Origin of the sequence: Campylobacter volucris, from assembly GCF_008011665.1 — a bacterium.
Lineage (GTDB): Bacteria > Campylobacterota > Campylobacteria > Campylobacterales > Campylobacteraceae > Campylobacter_D > Campylobacter_D volucris_A.
Window position 1 is genome coordinate 87,467 of the sequence record NZ_VOWJ01000028.1, and the last position, 18,697, is coordinate 106,163.

19 protein-coding genes are annotated in these 18,697 nt (G+C 27.6%); all 19 read left to right on the forward strand.

What is annotated here, in order from left to right:
* Positions 1-86 precede the first annotated feature (86 nt).
* The 19 genes from FPD38_RS05500 to hisC all read left to right on the forward strand — a co-directional run bounded on the left by FPD38_RS05500 (position 87) and on the right by hisC (position 18,690).
* Positions 87-2,930, forward strand: a complete 2,844-nt coding sequence (locus tag FPD38_RS05500) for a DEAD/DEAH box helicase family protein (protein WP_147555738.1) — start codon at positions 87-89, stop codon at positions 2,928-2,930.
* The gene (gene lpxB, locus FPD38_RS05505) at positions 2,927-4,021 is read left to right on the forward strand and encodes a lipid-A-disaccharide synthase (protein WP_147555739.1); all 1,095 of its coding nucleotides are present in this window, start codon (positions 2,927-2,929) and stop codon (positions 4,019-4,021) included. The genes FPD38_RS05500 and lpxB overlap by 4 nt, the downstream gene beginning before the upstream one ends.
* Positions 4,022-4,031: 10 nt before the next feature.
* A complete protein-coding gene (gene greA / locus FPD38_RS05510; RefSeq protein ID WP_147555740.1) occupies positions 4,032-4,517 on the forward strand; it encodes a transcription elongation factor GreA in 486 nt (161 codons plus the stop codon).
* A 267-nt stretch (positions 4,518-4,784) separates the two neighbouring features.
* Positions 4,785-5,249 (forward strand): hypothetical protein, encoded by a 465-nt coding sequence (locus tag FPD38_RS05515; protein WP_187153108.1) that lies wholly within the window; start codon positions 4,785-4,787, stop codon positions 5,247-5,249.
* Between the two features lie 23 nt (positions 5,250-5,272).
* Entirely contained in the window at positions 5,273-5,839 is a 567-nt protein-coding gene (locus FPD38_RS05520; protein ID WP_261798306.1) for a sulfatase-like hydrolase/transferase, read from the forward strand.
* Positions 5,788-6,255 (forward strand): sulfatase-like hydrolase/transferase, encoded by a 468-nt coding sequence (locus FPD38_RS05525; RefSeq protein WP_147555743.1) that lies wholly within the window; start codon positions 5,788-5,790, stop codon positions 6,253-6,255. The genes FPD38_RS05520 and FPD38_RS05525 overlap by 52 nt, the downstream gene beginning before the upstream one ends.
* Positions 6,252-6,980 carry a metallophosphoesterase gene (locus FPD38_RS05530; protein ID WP_147555744.1) on the forward strand — a complete coding sequence of 243 codons (729 nt, stop codon included), beginning with the start codon at positions 6,252-6,254 and terminating at the stop codon, positions 6,978-6,980. Before FPD38_RS05525 ends, FPD38_RS05530 begins: the two co-directional genes overlap by 4 nt.
* Positions 6,980-7,933, forward strand: a complete 954-nt coding sequence (locus FPD38_RS05535) for a chemotaxis protein (RefSeq protein WP_147555745.1) — start codon at positions 6,980-6,982, stop codon at positions 7,931-7,933. Before FPD38_RS05530 ends, FPD38_RS05535 begins: the two co-directional genes overlap by 1 nt.
* 2 nt (positions 7,934-7,935) lie before the next feature.
* Complete coding sequence (locus FPD38_RS05540; RefSeq protein WP_147555746.1) at positions 7,936-10,245, forward strand: hybrid sensor histidine kinase/response regulator; 2,310 nt, start codon at positions 7,936-7,938, stop codon at positions 10,243-10,245.
* A gap of 4 nt (positions 10,246-10,249) precedes the next feature.
* Positions 10,250-10,768: a chemotaxis protein CheW gene (locus FPD38_RS05545; RefSeq protein ID WP_039666049.1), complete on the forward strand. Its 519-nt coding sequence runs from the start codon at positions 10,250-10,252 to the stop codon at positions 10,766-10,768.
* Complete coding sequence (gene serB / locus FPD38_RS05550) at positions 10,768-11,394, forward strand: phosphoserine phosphatase SerB (RefSeq protein WP_147555747.1); 627 nt, start codon at positions 10,768-10,770, stop codon at positions 11,392-11,394. The genes FPD38_RS05545 and serB overlap by 1 nt, the downstream gene beginning before the upstream one ends.
* A complete protein-coding gene (locus FPD38_RS05555; RefSeq protein ID WP_147555748.1) occupies positions 11,391-12,362 on the forward strand; it encodes a transaldolase in 972 nt (323 codons plus the stop codon). The genes serB and FPD38_RS05555 overlap by 4 nt, the downstream gene beginning before the upstream one ends.
* Positions 12,363-12,408: 46 nt before the next feature.
* The gene (locus FPD38_RS05560) at positions 12,409-12,945 is read left to right on the forward strand and encodes a 50S ribosomal protein L25/general stress protein Ctc (protein WP_147555749.1); all 537 of its coding nucleotides are present in this window, start codon (positions 12,409-12,411) and stop codon (positions 12,943-12,945) included.
* Between the two features lies 1 nt (position 12,946).
* Positions 12,947-13,489: an aminoacyl-tRNA hydrolase gene (pth, locus tag FPD38_RS05565; RefSeq protein WP_147555750.1), complete on the forward strand. Its 543-nt coding sequence runs from the start codon at positions 12,947-12,949 to the stop codon at positions 13,487-13,489.
* On the forward strand, positions 13,489-14,550 hold the full coding sequence (locus FPD38_RS05570) for an LptF/LptG family permease (RefSeq protein WP_147555751.1): 1,062 nt from the start codon (positions 13,489-13,491) through the stop codon (positions 14,548-14,550). The genes pth and FPD38_RS05570 overlap by 1 nt, the downstream gene beginning before the upstream one ends.
* 17 nt (positions 14,551-14,567) lie before the next feature.
* Entirely contained in the window at positions 14,568-15,776 is a 1,209-nt protein-coding gene (gene lysA, locus FPD38_RS05575; protein WP_147555752.1) for a diaminopimelate decarboxylase, read from the forward strand.
* 1 nt (position 15,777) lies between these two features.
* Complete coding sequence (locus FPD38_RS05580; RefSeq protein ID WP_147555753.1) at positions 15,778-16,539, forward strand: HAD-IIA family hydrolase; 762 nt, start codon at positions 15,778-15,780, stop codon at positions 16,537-16,539.
* A complete protein-coding gene (gene pheA / locus FPD38_RS05585) occupies positions 16,536-17,609 on the forward strand; it encodes a prephenate dehydratase (protein ID WP_147555754.1) in 1,074 nt (357 codons plus the stop codon). Before FPD38_RS05580 ends, pheA begins: the two co-directional genes overlap by 4 nt.
* Positions 17,599-18,690, forward strand: a complete 1,092-nt coding sequence (gene hisC, locus FPD38_RS05590) for a histidinol-phosphate transaminase (RefSeq protein ID WP_147555755.1) — start codon at positions 17,599-17,601, stop codon at positions 18,688-18,690. The genes pheA and hisC overlap by 11 nt, the downstream gene beginning before the upstream one ends.
* Positions 18,691-18,697 lie beyond the last annotated feature (7 nt).

Genomic DNA, 18,697 nt, shown 5'->3' on the forward strand with positions numbered 1-18,697 from the left:
AGATAAGCGGTTGCAAGAAATTTCAGTATGTAAAATTCTTACATACTGCAAATGATAAAAACAATTAAAGCTTTAAAGGAAAAACAATGGCTAAAGCAAAACAAAATACAAGAAAACATTTATTGCTAAATAAATTTATCCATGATAAATCACTAGTGCAAAAGCTTGATGAAAGTTATGATTTTAGTAATTTTTCTCAAGCTATAAATTTGCAATTTTATCAACAAGAAAGTGTTAAAAATGCTTTAGCCATACTCTCTTTTTACATGATGGATGAGTTAAATTCGCATGAATATAATCAAGAACGCAGAAGACTTTTAGAATTTTATCAAGATGAAAGTGAGAATTTAAAATTACAAAAAGAAGATATTGCAAGGGCTTCATTTTGGATGGCTACAGGAAGTGGTAAAACTATAGTTATGATTAAACTTATAGCTTTGATACATGAATTTATTAAAAATAATCAATTACCTAAAAAGCCTATCATGCTTTTAGCGCCAAATGATAAGATTTTAAATCAATTCAAAGCAAATATAGCTAAATACAACAATCATCACAGCAATTTTATCAAAATAAAAGATTTAAAAGATTTTGAAAGCATAGAAAAAGAAGCTAGTTTGTTAAATGAAGCGGTGGTGTATTTTGCAAGAAGTGATTTACTTGAGAGTGAAGAAAATGTAGGCAAAGATAAAAAAGCAAAAAGATTAAACTATAAAAATTATCTTAATAAAGATGGTTGGTATATATTGTTAGATGAAGCTCATAGAGGCGATAGTAAAACATCACTAAGAAAAAACTATTATCATGAGCTTGCTAGAGGTTTTATCAAAGAAGATGAATTTCCAAAAGGCTTTGTTTTTAATTTTTCTGCTACCTTTGAAGATGAAATAGATTTTATAACTTGTGCTTATAATTATAATCTTCAAAAATTCAATCAAGAAGGATATGGTAAAAATATAGCAGTTTTAAATGAGAATTTAGATTTTAAAAGTGAAAATAACGAAGAAGCAAAAATAAAAACAATTTTGGAAAGTTTTATAATTTTTAATGCCATTATAAAAACAAAAGAAGAATTGATTTTAAAAAGACAAGATTTTGTATATCATAATCCTTTAATCATAGCAGTTTCTGATAAAGTAAATACTCAAGATGCGGGTATAAAAGCGTATTTTAAAGCAGTGCATAATGTATTAAAAAATAAAGTAGATGTAAGCAATATAGCCTTAGAGCTTTATGAAAAACTTCAAAATCAAAATTTGCATTTTGGTATAAATACGCTAAGCGATGATTTTTTAAAATATATAAAAAATGCAAATAATGATGAACTTAGAGAAAATATTTTTTATGCAAATGCAAATGCAAATTTAGAATGCTATAGTATTAAAGGAAACGATAAAGAATTGGCTTTTAAGAGTAAAAATTCAAACAAACCTTTCATGCTTTTAAATATTTCAAATGCAAAAGAATGGGAAAAAGATTTTTTACTTGAGCTTGGGGTAGAAAGCATAAGCGATATATCACAAAGTCATTTTGAAAATATCAATAGCACGCAATCTTCTATTAATATCATGTTAGGAAGTAAGGTTTTTTCAGAAGGTTGGGATAGTAATCGCGTAAATTTAATTTCTTTTATCAATATAGGTAGTATTAATGCTAAAAAATATGTTTTACAAACTATAGGAAGAGGTGTTAGAATAGAACCTTTCTTAAGTATAAGAAAGAGATTAAATGCTTTAAAAGAGATGTTTAAAATCGATGAACAATGTGTAAATTTAGCATGTGGTTTAGAAACTCTTTTTGTAATGGCAAGTGATAATGAAGCTATTAAAGCTATCATAGAAGGTATAGAATGTGAATTTATGGAAAGTAAGTACTTGAAAGGATTTAAAGAGACGAAAATGTCGTTTGATTTACCTATACCAAAATATAAAAATGAAAGTAAATTAAATAATATTTATAAAATTTCAAAAAGAGAAGCAGATTCTTTAAAAAAATTTATAAATTCTTATGATGAGGATGTTTTAATTTTAGAGCAGTGTTTGTATAAAAGTTTTAAATATTCTACATTGCAGGAATTTGAAAAATTTATCAATGGAGAAAAAAGTAGAATACGGATATCAGGAGATAGAATAGAATTCAATGAAAAAACAACATTAAAAACAATCAATAGTGTATTAAATTCTAATGCTAAAGTTTTGGATAAATTTGTAAAGTTAGAGGAAGAAATAACACATCATAAAAATATACAAGCAAAATTAGATTTTGAAACAGTTCAAAAAATTAATAAAACTATAAAAGATGTTTTAAATGCAAAAAGCGAAGATGAATTAAAAGTGGATTTTGAAAATAAAAGAATAAATTTAGATGAGCTAATGCAAGGTATAAAAGAAAGTCAAAAAAGTAAGGAAGTGCAAAATTATATAATTAGTGCAAAGCTTAGCAAGCATTATTATAATCCTTTAATTATTTACAATAAAAACGATAAAGAAAGTAAGATTAATTTTGCTATTTCTAATGAAAGTGAAAAAGAATTTTTAAAAGAATTGGAAAATAATTTGAATTTATCTTTTTTTGAACAATATGAATGGTATTTTTCAAAATTGGTAGAAAATCAGGATGAAATTTATATTCCTTATTTTGATGAAGAGCATCAAAAAGAAAGAAAATTTTATCCAGATTTTATATTTTGGTTAAAAAATAAACAAAACGGAGAATTTAGTATATATTTTATAGATCCAAAAGGTTTGAAAATAGAGGATAATCCTAGATTTAAATTAAAAGGTTTTAAAGCGATATTTGAAGATAAAAATTTAACTTATGAAGATAAAAATATAAAAGTCAATTTATTTTTTTATAATAAAAACAATAATAATGCCTCAGAAGAAATAAAAGATTTTGTCAAGTCAAATATAAAAGATATTTTTAAATGAAAACCTTTTTAGTTTGTGCCCTAGAGCCATCAGCGAATTTACATTTAAAAGAAGTTTTAAAAGCTTATAAAGATGAGTATAAAGAATTTGATTTAGTTGGAATTTATGATGAGAATTTATGTAAAGAATTTGATTTAAAATCTAAACCTTTATATAGCTCACATGAATTTAGTGCTATGGGTTTTATAGAGATTTTACCGCTTATTTTTAAAGCGAAAAAAGCTATAAAAGAGCTTGTAAATTTAAGTTTTGAAAAGAATGTAAATGCTATTTTGTGTATAGATTCTCCAGCTTTTAATATACCTTTTGCAAAGGCTTTAAAAAAAGCAAATTCTAAAATAAAAAGAATTTATTATATATTACCTCAAGTTTGGGCTTGGAAAAAAGGACGCATTCCTATTATAGAAAGTCATTTTGATGTGTTAGCTTCTATTTTACCTTTTGATGATAAATTTTTTAGTAAAAGCACTTATGTAGGACATCCACTTTTAGATGAGATAAAAGAATTTAAAAATGAAGATGATATAAAAAATACACTTTCAAAAAAAGATAATGAAAAAATTATAGCTTTTTTACCAGGTTCAAGAAAAAGTGAAATAAAGCGTTTAATGCCTATTTTTAAAGAATTGAGCACCAAATTTAATGGTGAAAAAATACTTTGTGTTCCTAAATTTAACTTAGAAAAATTAGATCTTTATGGTGATATAGATGGATTTAAGATAGAAAGCAATACTCCAAAAGTGCTTAAAAAAGCTGATTTTGCTTTTATTTGTAGTGGCACAGCTACACTTGAAGCAGCTTTAGTCGGCACCCCTTTTGTGCTTGCTTATAAGGCTAAGGCTATAGATATATTTATAGCAAAACTTTTTGTCAAACTCAAACATATAGGACTTGCAAATATATTTTTAGATTTTGCAGAAAAAGATGAGCTTAATCCTGAATTTTTACAAGAACAAGTCAATGTAAAAAATTTATATGATGCTTATTTAGATTATGATTATCAAGGATTTTTTGATAAAATTTCTTTTTTGAAATCTTATTTAAAATTTGCAAGTGCTAAAAATATTGCAAAAATACTATATGAAATTTAAAGGAATAAAAATGCAAAAAGAACCTATGAGCAAATATGGCTATGAAAAATTAGAAAAAGAATTAGAGCATTTAAAAAAAGTTGAGCGTCCAAAGGTTGTAGAAGAAATTGATATAGCAAGAAGCCATGGTGATTTAAAAGAAAACGCAGAATATCACGCAGCTAGAGAAAAACAAGCTTTTATAGAAGGTAAGATTGCTGAACTTGGGGATTTGATCTCAAGAGCGCAAATCATTGATCCATCTTCCTATGAGCACGATAGTGTAAAATTTGGCTCTACAGTTGTTGTAGAAGACTTAGAAAGTGAAAAGCAAAGCACTTACACTATAGTTGGAGTAAATGAGGGAAATTTAGAAAAAGGTTATATTTCTATTAGTTCGCCTATTGCCAAAGCGATGCTTGGTAAAAAAGAAGGAGATGACTTTAAAGTGCGTTTGCCAAAAGGCGAGAGTGAATTTGAAATCATTTCTATAGAGTATAAAGCTTTGGAATTTTAATGCAAAAAGAAAATTTTTTTGATTTTATTATCAAATTTTTTCCTTATATAGCATTAATTTTTATTTTAGATACGATTATATCATTGTGGTGGAGTTATTTAACTTTTGAAAGAGAAATATTTGAATGGATTATATTTAAAGCTGTAAAAAATGTTTTCATAGTGCTTGTTTTAAATATTTTTATTATTCAAGTATTTTTTCTTTTTTAAAGACAAAACAAAATTTATAGTTTATTTTTTAACTTTATTTGCTATTTTAGTTTTTTTGTTGCAAACTTATTTATTATTAAATTATTCTGTCAAATTCAATCCTTTGTTTATAGATGTGTTGCTGCAAACAACTTGGATTGAAATTTTTGAATTTATAGAAACTTATATCAATAAAAGCTATATTATTTATTTATTTTTATTTTTTTGTATAGTATTTTTGTTTTTTTATATTTTTAAATCTATTCAAAAAAAACTTAATATTGAAAATAAAATAATAAAAAAGTCTATAGGAATCATTTATATTTTATGTATTTTTGGATTGTTTGTAGATTGTTCCAATAGATATTTTATCAAAAAACATGGAATAAATTCTATTGATAAAATAAATTTTAGTTTTTTTATTGATATTCCAGAACAGTTTTTAAGATATTACGCTAACAATGGTATATGGGCAAGTTATAATTTTTATTTGAAAAATTATGAGCGTATTTTTAATTTATATAAAAAAAAAGGGGGGGGGTAAGTATTCAAAAGAAAATTCCTTATATAGTATTTATTATTGGAGAAAGTACTCAAAGAAATTATATGAGTTTATATGGATATAATCTTCAAACAACTCCAAAACTAGAAGAATTAGAGAAAAAGGGATATTTGATTAAATTTAGCGATGTTATAGCTCCTTTTGCAAACACCCAAGCTTCTTTAAGAAGGGTTTTAAATTTTTCAAATATTGAAAATGAAGAAGAATGGTTTAATCAGTTAAATATGGTTGACTTATTTAATTTGGTGGGTTATAAGAGCATATTCATATCAAATCATGAACCTTTATCTGGGCATACAAGTAATATAACAGCTATAGCAAATAGGGCAAATAAAACTATTTTTATTGATAAATTTATTACTGATGACAAAATTTTTACAAAACAAGTAGATGGTGTGATCTTACCCATTGTGAAAGATAACCTAAAAAATAATGATTTTTTTGTTGTACATTTAATGGGAACTCATTTTAATATAATAGAAGATTTGAGAAAGGGTTTGCAAAATTTGAAAATAAAGATATTAATAGAGCTCTTAATAATGAAGAAAAACAAAATGTTGCTGATTATGTAAATGCAGTTTTGTATAATGATTATTTTGTTAATGAAATTTTTAATTTGTTTAGGGACAAGGAGGCGATTATAGTGTATATAAGCGATCATGGAGAGAGTGTTTATGAATTTAGGGATAGAGCTGAACATTTTGTTACTTCAAGATTTACTGCTGAAATTCCATTTTTTATTATAGTTAGTGATCAATTTAAGAAAAATAACCCAAAATTAATTGATAAAATAATCAAAGCAAAAGATAAACCTTTCATGAGTGATGATTTGATTCATACTATGGCAACTATAGCAGGAGTTAAGGTGAAAGATTATAATGAAACTAGAGATATTTTAAGTGATAAATTTAATGAAAAAAGAGTGAGAATTTTTAATGGCGAAATTGATTATAATCAAATTTTAAAATATGAGAAAGCCAAATATTGATTAATATCAAAGAAAATGCCATTTTTATAGCTGATGCTCATGAAAATGAAAATAGACGCGGTTTTTGGAAATTTCTACAAGCTCTAAAAAATGGCAAAATTCAAACTCCGCAACTTTTTTTAATGGGTGATATTTTTGACTTGCTAGTTTATGAAGTCAAAGCTACTCATGAATTTGCGTTGCCTTATATAGAGATTTTAGAAGAATTAGCTATAAAAATTGAGATAGTATATTTAGAAGGAAATCATGATTTTAATTTAGTTAATTTTTTTACTCGTGTAAAAGTTTTTAGTATAGATAAACAACCTTTGCTTTGTAAATTTGAAGATAACGCACACACTTTTGTAGAGTTAGCTCATGGAGATATTTTTCTAAAACCATTTTTGCAGTTTTGCTTAAAAAGTTTGAGAAATCATCATTTACTTTGCTTTTTAAATTTTATCAATAATCTTTGTGGTTTTAAGATAACACAAAAAATTTTAAAAAATCAAAACAAAAAACAACTTGTTAGAAAAATTAATAATTTTGATTTAATTGTTAAAAATCGCATTAACAATTATAAAACTAAATTTATCATAGAAGGACATTATCATCAAGATGTGTTTTATAAATTTAATAAGATAAAATATTTAAATTTACCGACTTTTGCATATAAGGAAAGTTTTTTTATAGTAAAATATGAGTCAGAAATCAGATTTCACAAAATAGAACTTAAGGAGGCATAATGTTTGATGAGAATGTCGTAAAAACAGGTTCAAATGAGATGGAACTTGTTGATTTTCGCATCTTTAAGCAAGGCCAAGATAAAGTCTATGAGGGAATTTATGGTGTAAATGTTTCTAAAGTTAGAGAGATTATTAAAATTCCTTTTTTGACTGAAATTCCAGGAGTGCCTGATTATGTTGAAGGTATATTTGATCTTCGCGGTGTGGTTATTCCTGTTATTAATCTTGCTAAATGGATGCAAATTCAAGAACCAGAAATGACTAATATAAAACCAAGAGTTATTATTACCGAATTTAGCAATGTTTTAATTGGTTTTATAGTTCATGAAGCTAAAAGAATTCGTAGAATTAATTGGAAAAATATCGAACCAGCTACTTTTGCTACAAGTGCAGGTAGCTTAGATAAAGGCAAAATCACAGGTGTTACGAAAATAGAAGGCGATGAGGTTTTACTTATATTAGATTTAGAAAGCATTGTTCAAGAATTAGGAATTTATGCTCCACAAACTGATATTGATGATAGTAAAATTAAAAAAATTGATGGTATTGCTTTAGCGCTTGATGATAGTTCTACTGCAAGAAAACTTGTAAAAGATCTATTAAGTAAAATAGGATTAAAAGTAGTAGAAGCAAAAGATGGTGTTGAAGGTTTGCAAAAATTACAAGAGTTATATGGCACTTATGGTGAAGATTTAAGCAAACACTTAAAGATCATTGTGAGTGATGTTGAAATGCCACAAATGGATGGATTTCACTTTGCAGCAAAAGTTAGAAGCGATGAAAGATATAGAAATATTCCTATAGTATTTAACTCTTCTTTATCTAATGAATTTATGAGTGATAAAGGTGTTAAAGAAGCAGGTGGTGAGGGATATTTGGTTAAATTTAATGCAAGTGATTTCTTTGGTGAAATTTCTCGTATTATAGCAAAACATGAAAAAGGTGAGGAGTAAAAATGGAAGATATTCAAGAAATACTTGAGGATTTTTTAGTTGAAGCCTTTGAATTGGTTGAGCAAATTGATCATGACTTGGTTGAACTAGAAGCAAATCCTGAAGATCTAGAACTATTAAATAGAATTTTCCGTGTTGCACATACTGTCAAAGGATCTTCAAGTTTTTTAAATTTTGATGTTTTAACTAAGCTTACTCATCATATGGAAGATGTTTTAAATAAAGCAAGGCATAATGAGTTAAAAATTACTCCTGAAGTCATGGATGTGGTTTTAGAGTCTATTGATATGATGAAAACTTTATTAAATTCTATTAGAGATAATGGAAATGATACTGCAATAGGACTTGATATAGCTCCAATTTGTGCAAGATTAACTGCAATTTCAGAGGGTGAAAGTTTAGATGATGTCAAGGTAGAAACTAAAACTGAAGAGAAAAAAGAAGAAGTTAAAGAAGAACCTAAAGCTGAAGAGCAACCAGAGGTTGATGTTAATAAACTTAGTGATGATGAAGTTGAAGCAGAAATTGAAAGACTTTTAAAAGCAAGAAAAGCTGAAGATCAAGCAAGACGCGCTGAAAAGAAAAAAGCTCAAGAGGCCCCAGCAGCCACTCCAAAAGCCACTCCAGTGCAAAATACGCCAGCTGAGAAAAAAGTTCCAGCAGCAGGTGGCGGAAGTAGCGGTGCTACTATGGATCAAACGATTAGGGTTGAAGTGAAAAGACTTGATCATTTGATGAATTTAATTGGAGAGCTTGTTCTTGGAAAAAACCGCTTGTTAAAAATTTATGATGATGTTGAAGAACGCTATGATGGTGAAAAATTCTTAGAAGAATTAAATCAAGTTGTATCTCAATTAAGTATAGTTACTACTGATATCCAGCTTGCAGTTATGAAAACAAGAATGCAGCCTATTGCAAAAGTGTTTAACAAATTTCCAAGAGTTGTGCGTGATTTAGGTCGTGAGCTTGGTAAGCAAATGGAGCTTGAAATTTCAGGTGAAGAAACAGAACTTGATAAGTCTATTGTTGAAGAAATAGGTGATCCTATCATGCATATGATTAGAAATTCTTGTGACCATGGTATAGAAGATCCCGCTACTCGTTTAGCAAATGGTAAGCCAGAAAAAGGAACGGTAAATCTTAAAGCATATAATGAGGGAAATCATATTGTTGTTGAAATTGCAGATGATGGTAAAGGGCTTGATGCAGATGCGTTAAAATCAAAAGCGATCGAAAAAAATCTTATCACAGAGCGTGAAGCTGATCAGATGACAGACAAAGAAGCTTTTACTTTGATTTTTAAACCAGGTTTTTCAACTGCCGCTAAGATTACAAATGTTTCAGGTCGTGGCGTTGGGATGGATGTTGTTAAAACTAATATTGAAAAATTAAATGGTGTTATAGAAATAGATAGCGAGCTTGGTAAGGGTACTGTAATGAAGCTCAAAATCCCATTAACACTAGCTATTATTCAGTCTTTACTTGTTGGTACTCAAGAAGAATTTTATGCGATTCCACTTGCATCAGTTCTTGAAACAGTTAGAGTTCCTATTGATGATATTTACACCATTGAAGGTAAAAATGTGCTTCGTTTAAGAGATGAGGTATTATCCTTAGTAAGACTTTCAGATGTTTTTGGTGTAAAACAAGTGCTTGAAAATACTGAACAAACTTATGTAGTTGTAATTGGTGTTGCAGAAAGCAAACTTGGTATCATAGTAGATACTTTAGTAGGACAAGAAGAAATCGTTATTAAATCAATGGGTGAGTATTTGCAAAATATTCAAGGTATAGCAGGTGCTACAATCCGTGGAGATGGTAGAGTTACATTGATTATTGATGTAGCTGCAATGATGGATATAGCTAAAGAAATCAAAGTAGATATCAAAGCTCAAATTGAATCTCAAGCTAAAAAAGTAACTAAAGAAAAACCAAGTGATTACACAGTGTTAATTGTTGATGATTCTAAGATGGATAGAAATATCATGCAAAAATCTTTAGAACCACTAGGCGTAAGCGTGATTGAAGCTACAAATGGTGTTGAAGCATTAAGCACTATTAAATCAGGTGAGCATGATATTGATGCGGTGTTGATTGATATTGAAATGCCAAGAATGGATGGCTATACCTTAGCAGGTGAGATTAGAAAATATTCTAAATACAAAAATCTCCCACTTGTAGCAGTTACTTCAAGAACTAGTAAATCAGACCGTTTAAGAGGTGTGGAAGTAGGGATGACTGAGTATATCACCAAGCCTTATTCTCCAGAGTACTTAGAAAATGTTGTTAGAAAAAATTTAAAACTAGGATAAGAAGATGAATGATAAATTAAACCAGGTTTTGCAAAAACAACAAGCACAAATTGCAGAACCTGATATTGATAAAGAAGAGGATATTATTCAACTTGTTGGATTTGTTGTTGGAGATGAAGAATATGCTATTCCAATTCTTAATATCCAGGAAATTATTAAACCTATAGAATATACTAGGGTTCCAAGTGTTCCTGATTATGTTTTAGGTGTGTTTAATATGAGGGGAAATGTTATTCCTTTGATTGATCTTGCTAAAAGATTTAATCAAGGAAGTTTAAAAATGACCCCTCAAACTAGATATATAGTTTTAAAAGGCATCGCAAATGATAATCAAATCCCTGCGGGTAATGCGGGATTTGTGATTGATAGATTAACAGAAGCTATCAAAATTCACAGAAGTAGAATTGATCCGCCACCTGAAACTTTATTAAAAGAAAAAGGAATGATTTTTGGTATAGGTAAAAGAGAAGAAAATATTCTTACTATATTAAAAGCAGAAGCTTTATTAAAGCGTGAGTTTTAATGATAAAGCTTTGTGCTTTTGATTTTGATTCCACTTTAATAGATGCAGAAAGTATTGATATACTAGCAAAAGCTTATAATGTCGGTGATGCTATAAAGAGTATTACCGATAAAGCTATGAATGGTGAGATTGATTTCTTTGAAAGCTTATTAGAAAGAGTAGCTTTACTCAAAGGGATGCCGTTAAATCAAGTACAAAAATGTTTTGAAAATTTACCATTGATGAATGGCGCTATAGAACTTTTTGAATATTTAAAATCACAAAATATAAAAATTATTGTTTTAAGTGGCGGTTTTCATGAGGGGATTAAATTGATGCAAAAAAAACTTCATTTTGATTTGGCATTTGCCAATTTTCTACATCATAAAGATGGTGTTTTAAGTGGGAAGGTTGGCGGTGAAGTTATGTTTGGCGATTCCAAAGGCAAAATATTACAAAATTTAAAAACAATTTTAAATTTAAATATCCAAGAACTAATGTGTGTAGGTGATGGAGCCAATGATATAGCTATGTTTAATGAATGTGGTTTAAAAATAGCATTTTGTGCTAAAGAAATTTTAAAATCACATGCGGATTTTTGTATTGATAAAAAAGATTTAACGGAAATAAAAAAGGTTGTAAAATGAAAAAATTTTCTCTATGGTGTGATTTTATAGAAAATGAGTTTTTGGATCATCAATTTATGAATTTAATCACTCAAAATATAATCAATGGTGCTACTTCAAATCCAGCTATTTTTAAAAACGCTATTTTAAATTCTAATATTTATAAAGAAAAAATTAAAATCTATAATATAAAAGATAAAAAATCTTTATATGAGTGTTTAGCTATTGAGGATATTAAAAAAGCTGCTGATAAACTTTCTTTAAATTTTTATGAAAATAATGATGGTTTTATTAGCATTGAAATTGATCCAAGATTAAAAGATAACACTAGTTTGTCTTTGGCTGAAGCAAAAAGATTATATACTCAAATTTCAAAAGATAATGTAATGATAAAAATTCCTGCCACTGAAGCTTCTTATGAAGTTATGCAAGAATTAATGAAAAATGGTATTAGCGTTAATGCTACTTTGATTTTTGACTTTGAACAAACTCAAAAATGTTTTGAAGCTTTAAATTTGGGACTAAAAGAATTTAGAAAAAATAATATTGCAGGCAGAAAAGAACCACAAGCGGTTATTAGTATTTTTGTAAGTCGTTTTGATAGGCTTTTAAATAATCAAATTATAGATAAAAATTATATGGGTATTTTAACTGCGACAAAAGCTTATAAATACATCATAAAACAAAATGAAGACAATATTAGAGCCCTATTTGCAAGTACAGGTGTAAAAGGTGATGATTTAGAAAAAGATTATTATATAAAAGAGTTATTATTTGATAAAGCTATTAATACAGCACCACTAGATGCTATAGATGCTTTTAAAGGTAAAAATTTAATTTTTAAAGAACCTTTAAAGGATGAATGTATCGAGAAAAAAATATCAGCAAATATTTCACAAGATGAGTTGAAAAAGAGTTGTAAAATTTTATTAAATGATGGTTTGGAGCAATTTTGCATAGCTTATGAAGAGATTTTAAAATCTTTATAAAGTTATTTAGTTAAAATACCAGCTTATTTTTTTAGAAAGGAAAAAGATGTTAGAAGGTATCGTTAGAGAGAGTATCGGTAGAAAAGCTGCCAAAGCTTTAAAAAGAGATGGTTATCTAATCGCAAACATCTATGGAAAAGGATTAGAAAACATACACGCAGCTTTTAAAGTAAATGATTTTATTAAAGAAGTTCGTAAAAAAACTACTTTAACCTTTGATGTGAAAGTTGCAGATAAAATATTAAATGTTGTTGTGGTTGATTATCAAAAAGATCCTGTAACTGCTGAATTAAAACATGTTGATTTAAAAGTAGCCCAAAAAGGTGTGATTTCTAAATATATGGTTCCTGTTAAGATAGTTGGAACTGCTATGGGTCTTAAAAATAAAGGTGTTTTAATACAATCTAAAAGAAGATTAAAAGTAAAATGTGCAGTTGAAAATTTACCAAATTATTTTGAGCTTGATGTAACAAAGCTCGATGTTGGTGATGCGCTGTTAATCCGTGATGTAGTTGTGCCTGAAGGTGTAACTATGGTAGATGCTGATAGAGTTGCTGTAGTTGGCGTAGAAAAAGCAAGATAAAATGACCTTAGTCGTAGGACTTGGTAATATAGGAGAACAATACGAAGAAACTAGGCATAATGTTGGTTTTATGCTTATTGATTTGCTCATAAAAGATTTAGAAACTACTAAAATTTCTAATGTTAAATTTAAAGGAGAGCTTTTTAAAAGCTCTTCTACTCTTTTTTTAAAACCTTCCACTTATATGAATCTTTCTGGAGAAAGTGTAAGAGCTGTTAAAGATTTTTATAAATGCCAAAGAATTATTATTATCCATGATGATATTGATTTAAATTTAGGAGCATTGAAATTTAAAAAAGGTGGATCAAGTGGAGGTCATAATGGGCTTAAGAGTATTGATCGATTATGTTCTAATGATTATGAAAGAATTCGTATTGGTGTTGGAAAAAATACAGATGTTGCTTCTCATGTTTTAGGCAAATTTAAAGCTGATGAAAAAGAAAGTTTAGATAAAGTTTTAAAGCATTCTAAAAAAGCTTTATTTGAGCTTTTAGAGTCTAATATAGAGCAAATTGCTTCAAAATATTCTTTAAAAGTTAAATGATGAATATTTTTTTTCGCTACATTTCATCTTTGTATTTAAAATCTTTTTTTATATTATTTTTTTCTTTAACATTTTTTTTTGTAGCGATTGATTTTTTGGTAAATTTTAATAAAATTCCAAAAAGTGCTAATTTAGAATTACTTTATATCTTTTTTTTAACTTGTTCAGCTATTTCTTATATTTTGCCTCTTGCTATAATTTTTGCATTGATTTTATGTATTTTTAATATGATAAGATCTAATGAATTTGTTAGTTTGTATGCTTTAGGTTTAAGTAAAAATCAAGTGATTTTTTATCCATTTATATGGGCTTTGTTTTTTTGTTTTGTTTATATTGGATTAAATTTCACTCATTTTGCTTATGCAAATGAATATAAAAGCAATATAGTTAAAAGAGGTGTTGTGTCTAAAGAAGGCGGTGATGTTTTAATCAAATATAATGAAAAATTTATTTATATAGAAAAAACAAGTGCTAATTCTTTATACAATGTAAAAATTTTTGATATTAATAATTTAAATATTAAGCAACTCTTACAAGCAAAAAATGCACATTTTGAAGGAAAATTTTGGAATTTAAATGAAGTTAAGTCCATAACTATTCCAGAGCAATTAATAGTTTCTAAAGAAGGTTTAAAGATAGAAGATTTTCAAAGCATTCAAGGGCTACAAGATTTTTCCCCTAAAATTTTAGAGCGTATTTCTTTAGTAGAAAGCGATCCTTCTTATTCCATTAGTGATGCTTTAGATAGTATTTTGATATTTTCTAAACAAAATATTTCTACTAATGCTCTTAGAACTAGCTTGTATTCTTTGATTTTGATTCCATTTTTTGCTCCTTTTTTGATGTTAATTATTTATTATTATTTTCCAATTACTGCAAGGTTTTTTAATCTTGCTTTTTTAGCTTTTGTATTTTTTATATTTGTGCTTGGAATTTGGGGGATGTTATTTTTGCTTGCTAGATTAAGCGAAAATGAGATTTTACCTCCAGAGCTCGGTATAATGTTGCCAATATTTATTTTAATAATGATAGGTGGTTTTTATTATTTTAAAAATAGATAAATATAAAAAGGTTGTTTATGGATTATTATGAATTAGCAAAGCAGTATAAAACTCCATTTTATCTTTACGATTTTGACAAAATTAAAAGTCGTTTTTATGTGCTCAAAGATGCTTTTAAAGCTAGAAAATCTCAAATTTTTTACGCAGTAAAAGCAAATTCTAATTTAAGTGTTTTGAAATTTTTAGCTTCTTTAGATAGTGGGTTTGATTGTGTAAGTGCTGGAGAAATTTATAGAGCTTTAAAAGCGGGAGCTAAAAAATATAAGATTATTTTTAGCGGAGTAGGTAAAAATGCTGATGAACTTGAGTACGCACTAAAGGAAAATATACTTTATATTAATCTTGAAAGTGAAGCTGAAATGCTTTTACTAGAACAAATTGCAAGTAAAATTCAAAAAATTGCAAGGGTTAGTATAAGAGTAAATCCAAATGTAGATGCAAAAACTCATCCTTATATTTCTACAGGTTTGCATGAAAATAAATTTGGTGTTGATATAGAAAATGCTAAAAAAATGTATATTTATGCTAAAAATTCCAAATTTTTAGAACCTGTTGGAGTGCATTTTCATATAGGCTCACAAATCCTTGATATTAGTAGTATCCACGAGGCTTCCAATATTGTAGCAAAATTAGTTAAAGAGCTTTTAGCGCTGAAAATAAATCTTAAATTTTTTGATATAGGTGGTGGTCTTGGGGTTTGTTATAAAGACGAACAAGAGCCAAATTTATATGATTATGCACAAGGAATTTTAGCTAGTTTGCAAGGTCTTGATATGTGTATTTGTATGGAGCCTGGAAGATTTTTGGTTGCAAATGCAGGAGAATTCGTAACAAAGGTTTTATATGAAAAATTTAATAGCTCAAAGCGTTTTGTAGTGGTAGATGGTGCGATGAATGATTTATTGCGTCCAAGCTTATATGAAGCTTATCATGAGATAAAACTTTTAACTCAAAGTCATGAAAATGAAAGTTTTTGTGATATAGTGGGTGGAATTTGTGAAAGTGGAGATTTTTTAGCAAAAAATAGAAAATTACCAAGTACAAAGTCTGGAGATTTGATAATAGTAAAAAGTGCAGGTGCTTATGGTTTTAGCATGAGTAGTAATTATAATACTAGAAATAAAGTTTGCGAATTAGCTTATGAAAATGGTAAAGTTAGGATAATCAGAAAAAGAGAAAGTTATGAAGATCAAATTGCCTTGGAGCTTGAATTTTTAAAGGATTAAAATGCTTTTTTTAGATGTTCAAGGAACTTTAGTATCAGATACTGATAAAAGTCCTATCCAAGGATCTTTAGATTTAATCAAATTCTTAAATGATAATAATATTGCCTATGTTATCATTACCAATAATACTAAAAAAATTCATTTTTTAAATGATTTACAAAATTTAGGCTTTGAGATTAAAAAAGATTGCTATATTGATCCTTTTTGTGTTTTAAAAGATTATTTAAAACCATGTAAAATCGCAGCTTTTGGAGCAAAGGAATTTTTACAAAGTTTGGAAGAATTAGGCTATGAGCTTGATTTTAATGATCCACAAGCTTTTTTGGTGGCAAGTTATGATGATTTTAAATTTCAAGATTTTGCTAAAATGATTGAATATATAAAAAATGGTATCAAAGCTATTGCTATGCATGAAGGTAGTATTTATAAAAAAAATAATCATCTTTACCCAGGTGTTGGTAGTATCATGGCTATGTTAAAAAATAGTTATGAATTTGATTATGCTGTCATAGGAAAACCCAGTAAGGCTTTTTACTATAGTGCTTTAAAATTATTAAAAATGCAAAAGCTTGATGTGGAATTTAAAGATGTATTGATAATTAGCGATGATTACAAAGGAGATTTGCTTGGAGCTTATGAACTAGGTATGCAAACAGCATTAGTTTTAAGCGGTAAAATTTCAAATACAAAAGGTATAGATACTTCTAAATTAAATTTTGTATATGATAGCATTAAAGATTATTATATATCGAGGTTTAAATGAAAGAGATAGAAACATTACGCTTAAAAGTTGATAATATAGATGATAAAATTTTAAATTTGCTTAATGAAAGAATGCTTTATGTAAAAAATATAGGGGAAATTAAGCAAAATATAGGTGGACATATTTATAGACCTGAGCGAGAAAGAGCGATTATAAATCGATTGAAAAATAATAATCATGGTTTATTAGATCAAAATGCAATTGAAGCAATTTATCAAGAAATTTTTGCTGTTTCAAGAAATTTAGAAATGCCTCAAAGCATTGCATATTTAGGGCCAGAAGGGAGTTATACTCATCAAGCTGCTAGAAGTCGTTTTGGAGCGATGAGTCGTTATAATGCTTTAGCAACCATTGAAGATGTTTTTAAAGAACTTTCTCATAAAGAAGCAAAGTATGGAGTTGTCCCTATAGAAAATAATACAGCAGGTGCAGTTGGGGTCACGCTTGATTGTTTAGGTAAATATGAAGAGGTGAAAATTTTTGCTGAACTTTATATGGATATACATCATTCTTTTATAAGTATGAGTGAAAATTTAAAAGAAATTAAAAGGATTTACTCTCATCCGCAAGGCTACAACCAATGTAAAAATTTTTTGGAAAGTCATGATTTAAATGAGGTGGAATTTATCGCAAGTAAATCAACAGCTAATGCTGCCTATTTAGCTTCGCAAGATACACAATCAGCTGCAATTTGTTCAAAAATAGCAGCTAAGCTTTATAATGTTCCAGTTTTATTTGAAAGGATTGAAGATAATTTAGCAAATCGCACAAGATTTTTAATACTTAGCGATATAACACTTCCTAAAATGACTAATTGCAAAACTTCTATTTTAGCTCATACTGCGCATAAGCCAGGAGGACTTAGTGATTTACTTTATGAATTTAAAAAAGAAGGGATTAATCTTACAAAATTAGAATCTCGTCCTATCAAAACAAGAGAATTTATCCATAGTTTTTATATAGACTTTGAAGGACATATTGATGATGAAAATGTTCAAAGAGTAATCAAAAAGGCTGATTATATCCAATGGTTGGGTTCATATTTATCAGGGGAAGATAGTGGAATTTAATCCTTTTTTAAAAAATATTAAAACTTATGAGAGTGGAAAAGATATAGAGTTAATTGCAAAAGAATTTGGCCTAAAAGAAGTTATTAAATTAGCAAGCAATGAAAATCCTTATGGAGTAAGTCTAAAAGCTAAAGAAGCAATCATAAACAATGCTCATTTAGCATATCTTTATCCTGATGATACTATGAGTGAGTTAAAACAAGCTTTAGCAGATAAATTCAAGGTTCAAAAAGAAAATATCATTATAGGTAGTGGTAGTGATCAAATCATAGAATATGCCATCCATGCTAAACTTGATCATAATAAAGCTTATTTGCAATGTGGTGTTAGTTTTGCAATGTATGAAATATATGCAAAGCAACTAGGTGTAAAAGTTTATAAAACTCAAAGTCTTACTCATAATATAGATGAACTATATGAGCTTTATCAAAAATACAAAAATGATATCAAAGTGATTTTTTTATGCTTACCTAATAATCCTTTAGGAGAATGTTTAGATAAAACACAAGTGTTTGAATTTATAGAAAAAATTGATGAGGATTGTTTAGTTGTAATCGATGGAGCATATAATGAATTTGCAAGTTTTAAGGATAAAAATAAACATATTAATCCGCAAGAGCTTATTAATAAATTTACTAATGTTGTTTATTTAGGAACCTTTTCAAAGCTTTATGGTTTAGGTGGTATGAGAATTGGCTATGGTATAGCTTGTAAAGAAATCATTGATACTTTTTATAAATTAAGAGCACCTTTTAATGTCACTAATTTAAGTCTTAAAGCCGCATACGCTGCTTTAGATGATAAAGAATTTATTTTTAAAACTTTAAAAAATAATTTTTTACAAATGAAATTATTCGAAGATTTTGCTAAAAAAAATAAAATTTCATATATAGAAAGTTATACAAATTTTATTACATATTTTTTTGATGAAAAAAATAGTACAGATTTATCTGAAAAATTGCTTAAAAAAGGTATAATAATAAGAAATTTACAAAGTTATGGTTTAAATGCTGTGCGTATAAGTATAGGTACAGAATACGAAAATTCAAGATTTTTTGAAGAGTTTTCTAAATTTTTTTAATTTATAG